Raw genomic sequence first — 16711 nt, forward strand, 5'->3', positions numbered from 1 at the left:
GCCGCGCCGTGCTCCGGCGCGGGGGCGGGACGGGCGTCCTCGCCGACGTCCGCGCTGGCCAGCCGCGCCCACGTGCCCGCGGGCGTCAGCGCGTGCACCTCGACGCGCTGCTCGGCCTCGGCGAACGTCGTCGTGACGGTCGTGTGCTCCGCGAGCGCGAGCGGGCGCTCTATCCACAGGCTGTTGACACGGACCGCGTCGGTGCCGAGCGCCGTCGCGCCCGCCGCGAGCGCCATCTCCGCGAACGCCGCGACCGGCAGCGCGGGCAGGCCGTGCACGGTGAGACCGGACAGCCACGGCTGCGCGTCCAGGCCGACGTCGGCGCGCCAGGCGTGCCGGTCCTCGCCGGGCAGCTCGACGTGCGCGCCGAGCAGCGGGTGCTCGTCGCGGCCGCCGCGGTTGCGCGTGGACAGGTCGACCCAGTGGCGCTCGTGCCGCCACGGCGACTGCGGGACGTCCACGATCCGGCCGTCGGCGGGCGGCGCGACGGCGAGGCCGTGCGCGGCGAGCGTCGCGAGCTGCGCGTGGAACGTCAGCGTGTCGTCGGTTTCCTGGCCCTTCGGCGCGCGCTTCAGCGTGTGCGTGACCAGGGCGCCGCTGCCGCCGAGCGTCTCACCGACCGCGTGCGCGAGGATCGGGTGCGCGTTGACCTCGACGAACGTCCGGAACCCGTCCTCGGCCGCCGCCGACACCGCGTCCGTCAACCGGACCGGGTTGCGCAGGTTCGCCGCCCAGTACTCGACGTCCAGGCGGGCGTCCTCGCCGTCGAACGCGCGCGGGTCGGGCAGCGCCGTCGTGTAGAGCCTGATGCCGTCGGCGAGCGGCGTGCCGGATTCGAGACCGACCTCGGCGAGCTGCTCGCGCAGGTCGGGCAGGAGCGGGTCGACCTGCGGGGAGTGCCCGGCGCCCTCCGCCTGCACCATGCGGGCGAGGCGGCCCTCCGCCTCCGCACGCTTCACGACCTCGGCGACCTGGTCGGCGTCGCCCGTCACGACCGTCTGCTTCGGCGACGAGTGCACCGCCGCGTACACCTCGGGCAGCCCGTCCGCCAGCCGCTCGACCTCCTGCGCGGACGCGCCGAGCACCGCCATCGCACCGCCGCCGACCAGCTTCGTCAGCAGCTTCGACCGCCGCACGATCACCCGCACGCCGTCCTGCGGGGTGAGCGCGCCCGCGACGACCGCCGCCGCTACCTCGCCCATCGAATGCCCGATCACCGCGCCCGGCACGACGCCGTACGACGTCCACATCCGCGCCAGGCCGAGCTGGATCGCGAACAGCACTGGCATCGTGTCGGCCGGGCCGTCCGGCTTGCGGCCCTCCTCGAGCAGCGACCACAGGTCCGGGCCGCCCTCCTCGGCGAACAGGCCGTCCAGGTCGTCGATCGCCTCGGCGAACGCCGGCTCCTCCTCCAGCAGCCGCTGCGCCATGCCCGCGCGCTGCGCCCCGTACCCGGAGAACACCCAGACCGGACGTCCCGGGACGCCGAGCGCCGACCCCGTCACCACGCCGGGGTGCGGGCGGCCCTCCGCGAGCGCCTTCAGGCCCTCGACGAGACCGGCGCGGTCGCGGGCCGACACCGCCGCGCGGGACCGTCCCCGGCCGCCGCGCCGGTGCAGCGTCCGCGCCACGTCGGCGAGCTTCACGTCATCGCGGTCCGCGACCCACTCCGCGAGGAGCGCGGCGTGGTCGCGGACGCGGTCGTCGCTCGTGTCCGACAGCGGGAACGTCCGCACCACCGCCGGCCGGCTCACGACCTCCTGCGCCGGAGCCTCCTCCAGCAGCACGTGCGCGTTCGTCCCGCCGAACCCGAAACCGGACACGCCCGCCCGCGCCGGGTGGCTCCGCTCCGGCCACGGCGTCTCGTCCGCGACCACCCGGAGCCGCAGCTCGTCGAACGGGATGTGCGGGTTCGGCTCCTTGTAGTGCGCGCTCGCCGGGATCACCTTGTGGTGCAGCGCCAGGACGGTCTTGATCAGCCCCGCGACGCCCGCCGCCGACTCCATGTGGCCGAGGTTGCTCTTCGCGGACCCGATCAGCAGCGGCTCGTCCGCCGCCCGGCCCGCGCCCAGCACCTCCCCGACGGCCTTCGCCTCGATCGGGTCGCCGAGGAACGTGCCCGTCCCGTGCGCCTCGACGTAGTCGACCTCGGTGGTCTCCACGCCCGCCGCCGCGTACACGTCCCGCAGCAGCGCCCGCTGCGCGTCCGAGTTCGGCGCCACCAGGCCGTTGGACCGCCCGTCGGAGTTGACGCCCGAGCCCTTGATCACCGCGAGGACCCGGTCGCCGTCGCGGACCGCGTCCGACAGCCGCTTCAGCACCACCGCGCCGCAGCCCTCCGCGCGGACCATCCCGTCCGCCGACGCGTCGAACGCCTTGCAGTGCCCGTCCCTGGCCGTCGCGTCCGCCAGGTCGAACGTCATCGTGACCGTCGGCGACAGCAGTACGTTCACGCCGCCCGCGAGGGCCACGTCCGCCTCGCCGCTGCGCAGCGCCTGCACCGCCAGGTGCGTCGACACCAGCGACGACGAGCACGCCGTGTCGACGATCATGCTCGGGCCGCGCAGGTCCAGCAGGTAGGACAGCCGGTTCGCGATGATGCTCAGCGCCGCGCCCGTCGCCGTGAACGGCTCCAGCGACGCCAGGTCCGACGCGGTGAACGCCGCGTACTCCGGCGCCGAGACGCCCACGAACACGCCGGTGCGGCTGCCGCGCAGCGACGCCGGGCCGATCCCCGCGTGCTCGAACGCCTCCCACGCCACCTCGAGGACGAGGCGCTGCTGCGGGTCCATCACCGCCGCCTCGCGCGGCGTGATCCCGAAGAACTGCGCGTCGAACTCCGCCACGTCGTCCAGGAACCCGCCGAGCCGCGTCGTCCTCGCCAGCAGGTCGCCGACCTCGGGGGAACCGTCGTCGAACGCGTCCCAGCGGCCGTCCGGCACCTCCCGGATCGCGTCGCCCCGGCCCGTCAGGAACCGCCAGTACTCCGCCGGCCCGGTCAGGTCGCGGTCGCCGCCGGGGAACCGGCAGCCGATCCCGACCACCGCGATCGGCTCGTCGTCCCGGGCCGCCGCCCGGACCGGCGCCGCCGCCGGCTCCGCCTCGGCGGCGTCGGCGCCGCCCGCCAGCGCACGCGAGAGCTTGCTGATCGTCGGGTGCTCCCACACCAGCGTCGCGGGAAGCGCCCGGCCCAGCATCTGCTCGAGGTCGCCCGCGATCGCCACCGCGTCCCGCGACGCCAGCCCGAACTCCTCCAGCGGACGGTCCGGGTCGACCTCGGCCTCGGCGATCCTGGAGCGCCGCGCGATCTGCTCGATGAGGTGCCGGCGAATCGCGTCCTCGCCGATCCGTGGGTCGCCCTCCGCGTTGTCCCGCGCGGCTCCGGAACGATCGTTGCTCTGCATGCGGTGGGTTCCCCCCATGAAACCGGGATCGTTCATCGAAGCGGAGGGACCACTTTGTCCTACGGTGACCGGCTCACGATGCGCATCCAGACCACTTTTCTCCCCGGCCACTTGTCACGGTGATGACAAGACTCGGCAGTAACCAATGTGGCCTGATGGGATAGTTGAGGGACTCTGCCCTAACCGTGGGCCGAGTGACCGGATGCCAACCAATAGTAACAATAGCCACGAACGCTTTTAGGGGGAAGCGGCGGATTTCCCGGCGGCACGGGACCCCCGCCGCAGGATCAGGTGACCCGGGGCCGATACCGATGGGCGCTGGCGGTGGTGGCCGTCAGCGCGTTCATGACCACCATGGACAACACGGTGGTCTTCACCGCCCTGCCCAGGATCATGGCCGACCTCGGCATGTCGTCCTCCGCCAAGGACTGGGTCGCCACCGGCTACATCCTCATGTTCTCCTGCCTGATGATCACCGGCGGGCGGCTCACCGACCTCTACGGCTGCCGCGTCACCTTCACCACCGGAATGATCGTCTTCACCGCCGCCTCGGCGGTCTGCGGCCTCGCCCACACCTCCGAGGTGCTCATCCTCGCCCGCATCGTCCAGGGCGGCGGCGCCGCGCTCGTCCTTCCCGCCACGCAGGTCATGGTCACCGTCGGGCGCAACGACAAGCAGCGCTCCATCGGGAACATCGTCTTCATCGGCGCCGCGTCCAGTGCCACCGCCCTCGGCCCCACCATCGGCGGCATCATCGTCGAGCACTTCCACTGGGGCTGGATCTTCCTCATCAACATCGTCCCCGGAATCCTCGTCATCCTGCTCGGCGCGGTCGTCCTCACCGGCCGCAGCAAGAACCCGCACGCCCGCATCGACCTGCCCGGCGTGCTGATCTCCGCGACGATGCTGTTCGCCTTCATCTACGGCCTGGAGGACGGCAACAAGCACGGCTGGGCGGACCCGTCCGTCCTCAGCACCTTCGCGCTCGGCGGCATCGCGCTCGTGTGCTTCATCGTCGTCGAGAGCTGGGCCCCCGACCCGATGATCGACCTGCGGTTCTTCCGGAACCGCGTCTTCTCCGGCGGGCTGGTCTCGCAGATGCTCTACGGCATCGGCTTCAACGGCATGATGTTCTACTCCCAGCCGTTCCTGCAGCGCTTCCTCGGCTTCTCGCCGCCCGAGGCCGGGCTCGTCATGCTGCCCCCCGCCCTCACGATCATGGTGCTGACCCCGGTCGCGTTCCTCCTCGCCACCAAGATCGGCCCCCGTCCCGCCATCGGCGCCGGAATGGCCCTGATGGGCGTCGGCATGGTCCTGTTCTCCACCCTCGAGATCGGCGACGGGTACGCGGACCTCATGCCGGGGGTCCTCCTCGTCGGCGTCGGCGCCGCCCTCGCCATGCCGCTCGTCATGTACGTCCTCAAGGCCGTGCCCGAGAAGCGCGCCGGCGTCGCCAGCGGCGTCATCAACGTCATCCGCGAGGCGTCCGGCGCGTTCGGCATCGCCATCGTCGGCCTGCTCATCCAGACCGTCCCCGACGAGGGCGCGAGCGCCGGGGCCCTCGAGTCCTTCCGGCGCGGCACCTCCTCCGGGCTCGCCCTCGGCGCCGCCCTCGTCCTCATCGGCGGCGTCATCAGCGCCCTCACCCTGCCCAGCCGGCGCGGCTGGACCGGCCCCAAGCACGGCAAGCAGGCCCCCCTCGTCGCCGAACCCGCCGCCGCCCGTCCCGAACCCGCCCTCGCCACCGCCACCGCCACCGCGACCCCCCGCGACCCGCTCCCTGTCGTCCCGGGCCCGGACCCCGTCGGCGCCGTCCCGTCCGCCGACCCCGTCCCCGCGCCCATCCCCCTCAGGACGGAAACGGATCCCATGGCCGCACCGCGCACCCCCGGCCCGCACTGGTGGAGCGACACCCCCGACGACGACGCGCCCGCCACCTGGCGCCCCACCCCGCCGGACGCGACGTCCCCCTGGCAGGACTGGGCCGACACCGCCATCCCCACCTGGACCAGCCCCGCCGAGGAGCCCCCGCCGCCGCCCACCAGCAAGTGGTTCGACGACGAGTCCGCCGCCCGCTCCCGCGGCACCCTCCCGCCCGACGACGACCCCCTCGCCACGCTCCCCGACCGCTGGACCCCCGGCGGCTCCCCGCTCGCCGCCCCCACGCCCAGCTCGGAGCCCATCGCCCACGCCCTCCTCCAAGAGCTGGCGTCCCGCGGCAAGAGCCCCTCGACCACCGGAACCCCGCCCCCCGAGCCGAGCGCCCCGGAGCCCGCGCCCCCCGAATCGCCGGACCCCGCCGCCGGCACCGAAGCCCCGCCCGCCGACACTCCCGTCCAACCAGTGGACGCCGAGCACGACCCGGCCCTCGGGACGTCACATCCGGACACCGCGAACGTCGAGCCGACGGCGCCCCGGACGCAGTCCCCCGCCCCGACGACGACCGCGAGCTCAGAGGCACCCGACCCCCAGGACGACGGCGAGGCGCCGCCACCACCCGTCACCTCGGACCAGGACGGCACCGACCCTCTCGGCGCGACGACGACCGCGGAAGAGCAGGTCGGCGGGTACGGCGCCGTCGCGCCGCCGCCGGTTGCGTTGAGCTTGGAGGGCGCCGACCCGCTCGACGAGCGACACGGTCCCGGCGAGGCCGCGACGCCTGCCGTGCAGGGTTCCGAGACCAGCGGCGTGGGGCGGGCCCCGGAGGACGAGCCTGGTGAGGCGGGCGTTCTGGGCGGCGAGCCCGGGGACGCCTGGGTGGCCGGACGCGGCGGCGCGGCGGCCGAGGCCGGGCCCGACGGGGACGGTGACGGCGACGGGGCGGCCGCCGAGGAGGTTCCGGAGGTCGGCGGGCCGGGGTGGCCTCCGCCGCCGCCGGACGGATGGCTGTACACGCCGTACGTGCCCGAGGACGACGACCCGTCCGGCGAGCCGTCGGTCAGTCCGCGTAGCGACGCCTGGTAGGGAGCTGCCGTGAGCAGAATCGTGATCTTCGCCGCGGGTTCGCGGGGGGACGTCCAGCCGTGCGTGGCGCTCGGGCGGGCGCTGCGGGAGCGGGGCGACGAGGTCCGGCTCGTCGCGAGCGCGCGGTACGCGCCGATGGCCGTGGCGGCGGGGCTGGAGCTGGCGCCGCTGACGGCCGATCCGACGGAGATCCTGGAGTCGGACGCGGGACAGGAGCTGCTGGCGGGCGGGCGGAACCCGGTGAAGTTCCTCGGCGGGTTCCGGCGCATCCTCGGGCCGATGGCGGAGCGGTTGCTGGGCGAGTGCCTGGACGCGTGCAAGGGCGCCGATCTGATCCTGGGTCCGACGCTGGGGTTCCTGCCGGAGCACATCGGCGCGCATCTGGGCGTGCCGCGGGCGCTGATCCATTTCCAGCCGAGCCAGCCGACGGGCGCGTTCCCGCATCCGTTCGTGCCGCAGGCGCGGATGCTGGGCCGGTGGGGGAACCGGGCGAGCTTCGAGGCGGTCGACCAGATCGCGTGGCAGCTGTCGCGGCCGTTCATCAACCCGTGGCGGGACGAGCGGCTGGGCCTGCCGCGGCTTCCGCTGCGCGGCCTGCGCCGCGACGGGACGACGGTGCTCGCGTGCTTCAGCGAGGCGGTGGTGCCGCGTCCGAAGGACTGGCCGGCGAGCGTGCACATCACCGGGTACTGGTTCCTGGACGAGCCGGAGTGGGAGCCGCCGGAGGAGATCGCGGCGTTCCTGGAGGCAGGCCCCGCGCCCGTCTACGTCGGGTTCGGGAGCATGGTGCCGAAGGACGCGGAGATGACCGGGCGGGCCGTCCGGGCGGCGCTGCGGCTGGCCGGTGTGCGCGGCGTGGTGCAGGGCGATCCGGAGACGTCGGACGACGAGGTCCTCGCGGTGCGGGACGTCCCGCATTCGTGGCTGTTCCCCAGGATGTCGGCGGTCGTGCACCACGGCGGCGCCGGGACGACGGCGGCGGGCCTGCGGGCCGGGGTGCCGACGGTGGTGTGCCCGTTCTTCGGCGACCAGCCGTACTGGGGGGAGCGGGTCGCCGCGCTGGGCGCCGGGCCCGCGCCGCTGCCGTTCCGCGCGATGACGGTGCCGCGGCTCGCGCGGAAGCTGCGGCGCGTCGCCGAGGACCAGGAGATGGCCGACCGGGCGTACGAGGTGGGCCGGCGGATCCGGGCGGAGGACGGCGTGGGCCGCGCCCGGGACGTCATCGACGGGCTGCTGCGCTGAGGGTCAGTCGGAGCTCCACGTCCAGCCGTCGCCGTCGGGGGACGGGACGATCCGGCGCTTGACGCGCGGGGGCCGGACGGGGCGGGGCTGCGGCTGGCCGTTCGCCCACGGGGCCCACGGCGCCTGCGGCCGCTCCGTACGGGCCGCGGGCGCGTGCGCGGCCGACGGGTGTGGGTCGCGGAACACCAGTTGCGGGCGTTCACCGTCGGGCGGTCCGCTCGGGGTGGGCTGGAGGGCCGGCTGGAAGGCGTCGTTCGCGTCCAGCACCGGCGCCGCAGGCCCGGCGGGCGCAAGAGGCGCAGCGGGCACAGCGGGCGCAGGAGGTGCGGCGGGAGCCGGGGGCGCGGGCGTCTCGGGCGTGCCCTGCTCCCAGTGCATCCGGTACGGGTACGGCTGCGCCTCGGGCAGCGGCGGCGGGACGGCGACGGTCGCGGCCCCCGCACCGGCGCCGGCCACGCTGTGCTCCCGCAGGTCCATCTTGGCGTGCAGGAACGCGAGCGGCCCCGGCAGCCACCAGTTCGCCTTGCCCATGAACCGCATGGTGGCGGGCACGAGCAGGGACCTGACGAGCGCGGCGTCCACGACGACGGCGACGAACATGCCGACGCCGATCAGCTTCACGACCGTGATCCCGGCCATGCTGAACGCGCCGATGACGACGAGGAACAGCAGCGCGGCGCTGGTGATGATCCCGCCGGTGTGCTGCATGCCGCGGGCGACGGCGGCGCGGTTGTCGTGGGTGCGGTCCCACTCCTCGCGGATCCGGCTGAGCAGGAAGACCTCGTAGTCCATCGACAGGCCGAACACGACCGCGAGGATGAGGATCATGCTGGTGGCCTCGACGCCGCCGGTCGGGGTGAAGTCCAGGACGCCGGCGAGGTGCCCGTACTGGAACCCCCACACTATCGCGCCGAACGACGCGCCGATCGACAGGACGTTCATGACGATGGCCTTCAGCGGCAGCACGACCGAGCCGAAGAACATGAACAGCAGGAGGAACGTGGCGAGCCCGACGGCGATCGCCATCTTCGGCAGGCTGCGCATCAGGCTGGACATCAGGTCCATCTGCGCGGCGGTGCTGCCCCCGACGTCGATGTGCATCGGGTAGCCGTCCTTGACGAGGCTCATGCCGCGGATCCGTTTGACGAGGTCCTGGGCGTGCTCGTCCATCGGCTCGTACTTGTGCGTCACGGAGACGCGGACGCCGCCGTACGCGCCGGAGTAGCCGGTGAACTTCGCCTCGGTGACGCCCGGGAGCGCGGCGAGCTTCTTGCGGAAGCCCTCCAGGTAGGGCGGGATGTTGTCGCCCGACTTGGACGGCTTCCAGTCGCGCGGGATGAGGTCGCCGGAGATGACGACGTCGATGGGCTCGGCGGTGCCGTTCGGGAAGTCGGCCTTGACGTTCTCGACGACGGCGCGGGTCGCGCTGTCCTTCGGCAGGACGCGGGCGTCGATGCTGCCGAACTGGACGTGCAGGAAAGGCCCGAACATGACGCCGAGGATCACCAGGACCACGGCGAAGTACGGCAGCGGGTGCTTCATGACGCTGTGGCCGAGCCGGTACCAGAAGCCGCTGTCGTGGTCGCGCTGCGCGCGCTTGGAGGTGGGGCGCCGCCACGGCATCCGGCCGCCCTCGACGCGCGGGCCGAGGATGGCGAGGAGGGTGGGGAGCAGCACGGTCGCGCCGAACACGGCGACCATGACGGTGGCGATGCCGGCGAGCCCGATGGTGCGCAGGAACATCTGCGGGAACAGCAGCAGGCCGGCGAGCGCGGCGGACACGGTGACGCCGGAGACCATGATGGTGCGGCCGGCGGTCGCGAGGGTCGCGGCGAGGGCGTCCTCGCGGAGCGGCCGCATCGCCTCCCGGTGCGCCTTCTTCGCCTCCTTGCGCGCCTGTTTCCCGCGCTCCCGTTTCCAGGGTTTGCCGGGCGGTATCCCGTGCGCGGTCATGCCGCGCTGCAGTTCCTCGCGGAACCGGCTGATGATGAACAGCGAGTAGTCGATCGCGAGGCCGACGCCCATCATCGTGACGACCTCGAGCGCGAAGGACGTCACGTCGGCGGCGTAGGTGACGACGTGCAGGACGGCGAGCCCGCCGATCATCGAGAACACCGCGACGAGCAGCGGCAGCGACGCGGCGACGACCGCGCCGAACAGCAGGATCAGCAGGATCAGCAGCGGCAGCGCGGTGATGGTCTCCGCGCGGACGATGTCGGCGGTGACCTGCTCGCCGAACTCCTGCCCGAGCGGGACCGCGCCGCCGAATTGCACGGTCAGCCCCGGCGCCTTCAGCCGCTCCTTGATGTCCTGGTAGTTCTTCAGCTTGGTCGGGTCGTCGCCCTTCAGCTTCACCGCGACGAACGTCTCGTGCTTGTCGCGGGACGCGAACGACGCCGCGTCCTTCTCGTCCAGCGCCCAATAGGAGATGATCTCCTCGACGCGGTCCTTGGGGAGCCGCGCGACGGTGCTGATGACGCTCGCCTCGTAGCGCGGGTCGTCGACCGTCATCGTGTCGCTCTTGTAGAGGACGAGGACGTCGGGGTTCGTGCTGCCGAAGTAGGTGGCGCCGAGCCGCGCGACGAGCGTGGAGGACGCGTTCGGGTCCTCGAAGCCGCCCGCCTTGAACTTCGCGAACACGCCGAGGCCCCAGGCGCCGGCGACGCCCGTCAGCAGCACGATGCAGACGAGGCTGACCCACCGTCGCCGGTGGATGAGACGTCCCAGCCCCGAGAGCATGGTCCTCCTGTGTCGTCGCGGCCGCGGGGCGCGGTGCCCCGCGGCCCCCTGCCGGGCCGATGCCCGTGCCGAGCCGATCGTGCGGCGGCCTCGCCCCGTGCGTGCGAGGCCGAGACTACTTGCGGGACGCCAGCCGCGCCGCCGTGGTCGGCAGCGCGCCGTCCAGGTACCGCTGCCGCGTCGCCGCGCGGGCGATCTTGCCGCTGGACGTGCGGGACACCCCGCCCGGCTCGACGAGCAGGAACGCGTGCACGCTCATCTCGTGCTCGACGTTCACGGCGCCGCGCACCGCCGACTCGACCTCGTCCAGGTCCAGCCGGCCGAGCGGCACCCGCCGGTTCCGCTCGGCGACCACGACGAGCCGCTCGGTCTCCTCGCCGGGCAGCGCGAACGCGGCGACGTGGTCGGGCCGGACCGCCGGGTGCGCCTCCTGCGCGGTGACCTCGATGTCCTGCGGGTAGTGGTTGCGGCCGTCGACGATGATGAGGTCCTTGATGCGGCCGGTGACGTACAGCTCGCCCTCGTGGACCACGCCGTAGTCGCCGGTCCTCATCCACGGCCCGGCGGGCAGGCCGCCCGGCTCGGCGAGCTCGCCGCCGAAGGTGTCCTGGCTGCGCTCGGAGTTGCGCCAGTACCCGGCGGCGGTGTTCGGGCCGTGCACCCAGATCTCGCCGACGTGCCCGTCGGGCTGCTCCGCGCGCGCGTCCGGGTCGACGATCGCGACGATCTGCCCGGACGGCCGCCCGCACGACACCAGCGTGCTCGCCCGGTCCGCGTCCGGCTCGCACAGCCGGACCTCGCCCTGGGTGAGGACGTCCCGGTCCACCGAGATGATCTTCGGGGGGACGTCCTCGGCCGCGGCGGTGACGAACACCGTCGCCTCCGCCAGCCCGTACCCGGGGGCCTGCGCGCCCGGGCGCAGCCCCGCCGGCGCGAGCGCCTCCGCGAACGTCGACAGCGTCGACGTGCGGATCGGCTCCGCGCCGTTCAGGCACGTCGTCAGCCCGGACAGGTCCAGGCCCTCCAGCTTCTCCGGGGACGCCATCGACGCCACGTACTCGTACGCGAAGTTCGGGCCCGCGGTGTACACGTTCTTGCCCGGCCGCGCCGCGATCAGCTGCAGCCAGCGCATCGGGTTCATGATGAACGACACCGGGTCGGTGTAGATGGCGTGGTCGCCGTGCACCAGCGGCAGCGCCATCGTCGCGATCAGGCCCATGTCGTGGAACAGCGGCAGCCAGCTCACCAGCTCCGGGTCCGGCTTCTCCGGCGCCCACCCCGCCCACAGCTGCGCCGCGTTCGCCGTCACGTTCCCGTGCGTGATCTCGACGCCGGCGGGACGGCGCGTCGACCCCGAGGTGTACTGCAGGTACGCCAAGTCGTCGAACCCGATCGGCTCGTCCTCCCAGGACGCGGCGAGCCCGAGGTCGACCTCCTCGGCGAAGAGGATCTCCTTCGGCTGCGGGACGTCGTGGTCGGCGAGGAACTTCTCCACGTGCGGGAGCGCGTTCCGGGTCGTGACGATCACCGCGGGCTCGCTGTCGGCGTACGCGCCGATCAGCCGGTCGGCGTGCCCCGGCAGGTCGGGTGAGAACAGCGGCACCGCGACGACGTGCGCGTACATCGCGCCGAGCATCGTCATCATGTACTCGAGCGTCTGCGGCAGCAGCAGCGCGGCCCGCTCGCCGGGCCCGGTCACCTGCCGCAGCGCGGTCGCCGTCGCGCGGGCGCGCCGGTCGGTCTCGGCCCAGGTCAGGGTGATGTGCTTGCCGGCCGGGTCCAGCGAGTAGTCGACGAAGGTGAAGGCCGGGGCGTCCGGCTTCTCCCGCGCCCACCGCGCGACCCGCTCGATCAGCGGGGTGCGGCCGGAACCGCCGGGGAGGAGTTCGGGAAGCAGCGAGCCCAATGCCATTGATCAATCTCCCGAGGGGACGGGCCGGGCGGGCCATCGTGGGGGGTGGGTGCCGCCGGCGATGCGTGCGGTCGGCCGGACGACTCGTCTGGCGCCCCCCGGCGAGCGGCGATGATCGTGAAGCTACCGGATGGTAGGCAGCGCGCGATATTAGCTGCGCGCCACATTCGCCGCGGCCGGGTTTGTCACCGCCGTGACAAGAGGAAATGCCTTTTCACGTCTGGGCGCAGGCACCGTTACCGACCGTGTGCGCGGTAGTGGTCCGGACCTAGTGGTCCGCGAAGATCTGCTGCATGATCCCACGCCGGTGCCGTCCCTGGTAGGTGGTGTCGGGGTTCTCCGCCTCGGGGAGTTCGGCCAGGTAGCGGCTCTCCGCGTCGATCAGCTGCTCCAGTTCGCCGCGGTCGAGGAACACGCCCTTGCAGCCCGGGCATTCCTCGATCACCACGCCGTGCCGTTCGTGGGTGTCGAGCGCGGACGCGCACTTCGGACACTGCATCGACGCCTCTGACATACCGGATCCCCTGTCCGTGACCGCAGCTTTACTGACAGCGGATCAGCTTACTGACACGATCCCCTATTTGGCACCGGGCCGGGTCATCCGCGAACGAATCGCCTGCCCGCGGCCGCCGCTCCGCCCGTTCCCATCGGTATTCCGGACGAACCGGACGCGGACGATGCTCCGCACCGGGTCAGTGCGCCCCCTGCGGCCGGGGCCGTCAGATGTAGGCGCCGCCTCGGGCGGCGGCCTCCGCCCTCGCCTCGGCCGCGCGGGTCTCCGCGCGGTACAGCGCGATCCGGCGCCGCCACAGGCCGAAGCACGCGGCGCCCCACAGCAGGCCGATCTCCGCGACGATCGCGACGCCGAGCACCACGGCCCAGTCGGTTCCGTTGCCCTGCTCCATGCCGACCGGCGACACCAGCGTCATCCGGCCGTCGCCGCGGTCGCCGCCGTCGCTCGTCGTGCCCGCCATGGCCTGGCTGTTCGGCACCGGCATCGCGCCCGGCGCGTTCAGCGGCGGCAGCGCGACGCCCGGCCGTCCCGGCGACGGCACGACGGGCAGGTTCGGCACCTGCTCCTCGTTCACGTGCCCGGCTCCGGTGGTGCCGCCGTAGCCCCTGCCGCCGTGCGTCCCCGTCCAGTCGTCGGCCGGGTACCCGTCATCGGCCGACGGACCGCTCCCCGCCGACGTCCCGCCGCGATGCTTGTGCTTCCCGGCGGCGGGCGCGTCGTCGTCCCACGGGACGCCGAGCTCGGACGGCCCGTCGGCGCCGTACGACCAGGTGTGATGGCTGTGCGCGCCGCTCCCGCCGGCGGCACCGCTCGACGCACCGCCGTCAACGGTCGCGCTGTGCTGCTTCGGCGCCGTGTACTGCTTGGGCACGGTGTACTGCTTGGGCACGGTGTACTGCTTGGGCACGGTGTACTGCTTCGGCACGGTGTACTGCTGGCTCGGTGCGGCGTGCTGCTTCGGGGCCGCGTGGTGGCTCGGGGCCGCGTTGTGGCTCGGTGCGTCGTAGGCCGTGACGCCCTGGCCGGCGGGCGCCCCATGATGCGGCCGCTTCCCATGCCCGGAGGGCTTCCCGTGTGCGGGTGCCTGCACGTTGGTAGGCGCGTGGGCCGGGGGCATCGGCTGGACGGGGTGGGCGCGCGGCTTCGGGTGAGGCTGCTGCGGCGGCCCGGCATGGTGCACCGGCCGGCCCTGGTTCGCGGGGTGGGGTTGGGCGGGGCCGGTCGTCGTCCGGGGCTTGTGGCAGTGCGAGGCCGGGGCGGCGTGGCCGCCTGGGGCGGCGTCATGGCAGGGCTTGCCGGAGCCGGGCGCGTCGGCGGTGCAGTGCGCGTCGCCCTCGTTGGGCGCGGACTGGGGCTGGGCGGGTGGCGCGTCGGCCGTCGCGGACTGGCCCCCGCCGGACGGGAGGTGGAAGACGGCGCGGGACGTGCGGGGTTCGGTGTTGTCGGCCGCGGCGATGGTGACGATGGACGGCCGCGTCCCCGACGGGCGCTCCACGGCGGAGGCCGGCACGGAGACGGTAGCGGCCCTCGTCACCGTCGCGCCGCCCACGTCGCCGAGGTCGCAGCGCAGTTCGTGGCCGGAGTCCAGCCGGGCGCAGCCCGGCGGGCGGTCCGCCCAGGCGAGCGGGTCGGCGGCGAGGAGGCGCAGGACGGCGTGGTGCGCGACGCCGCCCTCGGCGCGGACGCGGACGGTGTGGCCGAGCGCGTAGGCGGGCCCGGCGACGGCGGCCGCGGACGTCGAGGTCCGGGTGAGCAGCCGGACGTCGGACTGGTTCGCGTTCGCGGACGCCCCGGTGAGCATCATCGGCGGTACGGCGAGCGCGCCGCCCGCCATGATCGCGCCGACGCGCGCCCTGCTGCGTGTCCTGCTGCCACCGGTTCGCACGGGGTCCCCTCTCGCGGATTCACTGTCTCTGTTGCGTCCAGGGGGGCGACTGATTCGTTGCAGTCCGTAGTCATTCATTGCCAGAGTGTCGCCATGAGTAACCCGACCGGGACCCTCTTTCGCATGGTGAAATCAGATCTCCGTAGAATCGGGTGATTCGCGAGGAGAGGAGACGCGGGTGGCGGAGGCCGTACGGTCGCTGGAGCGCGCGTTCGAGCTGCTGGAGCATCTGGCGGACGCGGGCGGCGAGATGGCGCTGTCGGAGCTGACCGAGGTGTCCGGGCTCCCGATGCCGACCATCTACCGGTTGATGCGGACGCTGGTGAACCACGGGTACGTGCGGCAGGAGCCGTCGAAGCGCTACGCGCTTGGCCCGCGCCTCATCCGGCTCGGTGAGACCGCGAACCGGCTGCTGGGGACGTGGGCGCGTCCCGTCCTGGCGCGGCTGGTGGACGACGTGGGCGAGACCGCGAACATGGCCGTGCTGGAGGGCGACGAGGCCGTGTACGTGGCGCAGGTGCCGTCCAAGCACTCGATGCGGATGTTCACCGAGGTGGGGCGGCGGGTGCAGCCGCACTGCACGGGCGTCGGGAAGGCGCTGCTGTCGCAGCTGCCGGACGAGCGCGTCCGCGAGATCCTCGGCCGGACGGGGATGGCCGCGCACACGCCGAACACGTTCACCGACCAGGACGCGCTGCTGGCCGAGCTGCGCCGCGTCCGCGAGCAGGGCTTCGCGCTGGACGACGAGGAGCAGGAGATCGGGGTGCGGTGCGTCGCGGTGCCGTTGCGGGGCGCGCCCGCGCTGACGGCGCTGTCGGTGTCGGGGCCGTCCGGCCGGATGACGCATGAGGCGGTCGCCGACGTGGTCCCGATCGTGCGGGACGCGGCGGACCGGTTCGCGAAGGAACTGGGCGGCGCCTGACGCGCCCCATCCCGGAGCGCGGGACCGGCGCCGGGGCCGGGCTTGAGACAGCCCGGCCCCCGGGCGGCTAGTCGATCGGCTCGCCCACGATGACGGTCGGGCGGCCGCTGCGCTCCCACATGACGAAGTCGCCGGCGGACTTGACGAGCACCGCCGCGAGCCACAGCGCGAGGCCGGTGTCGTCGGCGATGCCGGCGATCGGGATGACGTCCGGGATCGCGTCGATCGGCGAGATGATGTACACCAGCCCGAGCGCGAGCAGGCCGAGCGTCCCGAAGGACATCCCCTTGTACTGGCCGCGCAGGACCGACTTCAGCATGCGCGGCACGGCGCGGAACCGCTCCCAGAAGCCGGGCACGTCGGGCTGGAGGGTCTCGCTGTAGATCTGCCAGGCCTGCCCGGCGGCGGCCGTCCTGCGCTTCCTGTCCACAGGTGCTCCTCGGTCAGGGGTCGTGAGGGCGCGCCCCCGCAGCGCCCACGTCCCTCTATGACGTGACCGATGCCGGTTTTGTTCCCTCCGGTGGACCATGAGGCCCGGATCACAAGCGGTGCGCCGCGGCGGTCGCCGTAATGATCGTCAGCGGGCGCCGGCACGGTGCCCGCACGGCACGGATCGGGTTACCGGAAGTGAGTTCTTCGTCACTCTCGTGGGCAACGTGCGGGGATTACGGCGCAATGGCCGGCGCCCGCTGCCAGCATGAGAGGTCCTCGCGGGAGGGGCGCCGCCTCCCCGGGGCACGACCGGCACCGCCCGTCGAGCACCGCAGGAGCTGATCCACGACATGAGCGGCGACCATCTGAACAGACCCGTCCACGGCACCGTGGCGGGCGCCGCCTACGTGGCGCTCCCGCCCACCGCGGTCGACGCGACCGCGTCCGGGCCGACCCGGCTGATGCTCGCCTGGCCCGGTTTCGACCCGCCGCGGACCGCGGCCGCGCTCGCGGCGGCGATCCCGATGACGGGCGTGCCGGTGTGGCGCGTCTACCTCGACCTGCCCGGCCGCTCGCCGGGCGGGCTCGGCTCGGGCGCGATCCTGGAGACCGAGGCCATCGAGGCGTACGGCCGCGCGGTCGAGCAGGCCGCGGCCGGGCTGCCCGCCGCGGTCGCCGAGCTGCGCCGTGACCTGGC

General features: G+C 73.6%; 9 protein-coding genes and 1 pseudogene. 4 read left to right on the forward strand and 6 right to left on the reverse strand.

From position 1 onward, the window contains the following. On the reverse strand, nucleotides 1-3404 hold a 3404-nt coding region (locus ABZ914_RS28845), incomplete at its 3' end, for a type I polyketide synthase (RefSeq protein WP_500197023.1). A gap of 291 nt (nucleotides 3405-3695) precedes the next feature. Between ABZ914_RS28845 and ABZ914_RS28850 the strand changes: the two genes are divergently transcribed. Both ABZ914_RS28850 and ABZ914_RS28855 read left to right on the forward strand, forming a co-directional pair. Beyond that, complete coding sequence (locus ABZ914_RS28850) at nucleotides 3696-6368, forward strand: MDR family MFS transporter (RefSeq protein ID WP_500197024.1); 2673 nt, start codon at nucleotides 3696-3698, stop codon at nucleotides 6366-6368. Nucleotides 6369-6377: 9 nt separating this feature from the next. Continuing rightward, a complete protein-coding gene (locus tag ABZ914_RS28855; protein ID WP_500197026.1) occupies nucleotides 6378-7610 on the forward strand; it encodes a glycosyltransferase in 1233 nt (410 codons plus the stop codon). 3 nt (nucleotides 7611-7613) lie between these two features. On the opposite strand, the gene ABZ914_RS28860 is transcribed toward ABZ914_RS28855, so the two are convergent. From ABZ914_RS28860 to ABZ914_RS28875, 4 genes are all read right to left on the reverse strand, one after another. Beyond that, nucleotides 7614-10349, reverse strand: coding sequence for an MMPL family transporter (locus tag ABZ914_RS28860; RefSeq protein WP_500197027.1), 2736 nt, complete (start codon nucleotides 10347-10349; stop codon nucleotides 7614-7616). A gap of 115 nt (nucleotides 10350-10464) precedes the next feature. Next, on the reverse strand, nucleotides 10465-12261 hold the full coding sequence (locus tag ABZ914_RS28865) for a fatty acyl-AMP ligase (protein ID WP_500197029.1): 1797 nt from the start codon (nucleotides 12259-12261) through the stop codon (nucleotides 10465-10467). A 268-nt stretch (nucleotides 12262-12529) separates the two neighbouring features. Continuing rightward, nucleotides 12530-12775 (reverse strand): TFIIB-type zinc ribbon-containing protein, encoded by a 246-nt coding sequence (locus ABZ914_RS28870; protein WP_500197030.1) that lies wholly within the window; start codon nucleotides 12773-12775, stop codon nucleotides 12530-12532. A 205-nt stretch (nucleotides 12776-12980) separates the two neighbouring features. Continuing rightward, nucleotides 12981-14660, reverse strand: coding sequence for a hypothetical protein (locus tag ABZ914_RS28875; RefSeq protein WP_500197031.1), 1680 nt, complete (start codon nucleotides 14658-14660; stop codon nucleotides 12981-12983). 178 nt (nucleotides 14661-14838) lie between these two features. On the opposite strand from ABZ914_RS28875, the gene ABZ914_RS28880 reads away from it, so the two are divergent. After that, the gene (locus ABZ914_RS28880) at nucleotides 14839-15582 is read left to right on the forward strand and encodes an IclR family transcriptional regulator (protein ID WP_387028025.1); all 744 of its coding nucleotides are present in this window, start codon (nucleotides 14839-14841) and stop codon (nucleotides 15580-15582) included. Nucleotides 15583-15649: 67 nt separating this feature from the next. On the opposite strand, the gene ABZ914_RS28885 is transcribed toward ABZ914_RS28880, so the two are convergent. Then, a complete protein-coding gene (locus tag ABZ914_RS28885; RefSeq protein WP_151546629.1) occupies nucleotides 15650-16012 on the reverse strand; it encodes a YkvA family protein in 363 nt (120 codons plus the stop codon). Between the two features lie 352 nt (nucleotides 16013-16364). Here ABZ914_RS28885 and ABZ914_RS28890 point away from each other — a divergent pair. Further along, nucleotides 16365-16711, forward strand: a pseudogene (locus ABZ914_RS28890) (hypothetical protein); the annotation flags it as partial.

This window comes from Spirillospora sp. NPDC046719, assembly GCF_040645715.1.
In the GTDB taxonomy this organism is placed as follows: Bacteria; Actinomycetota; Actinomycetes; order Streptosporangiales; family Streptosporangiaceae; genus Spirillospora.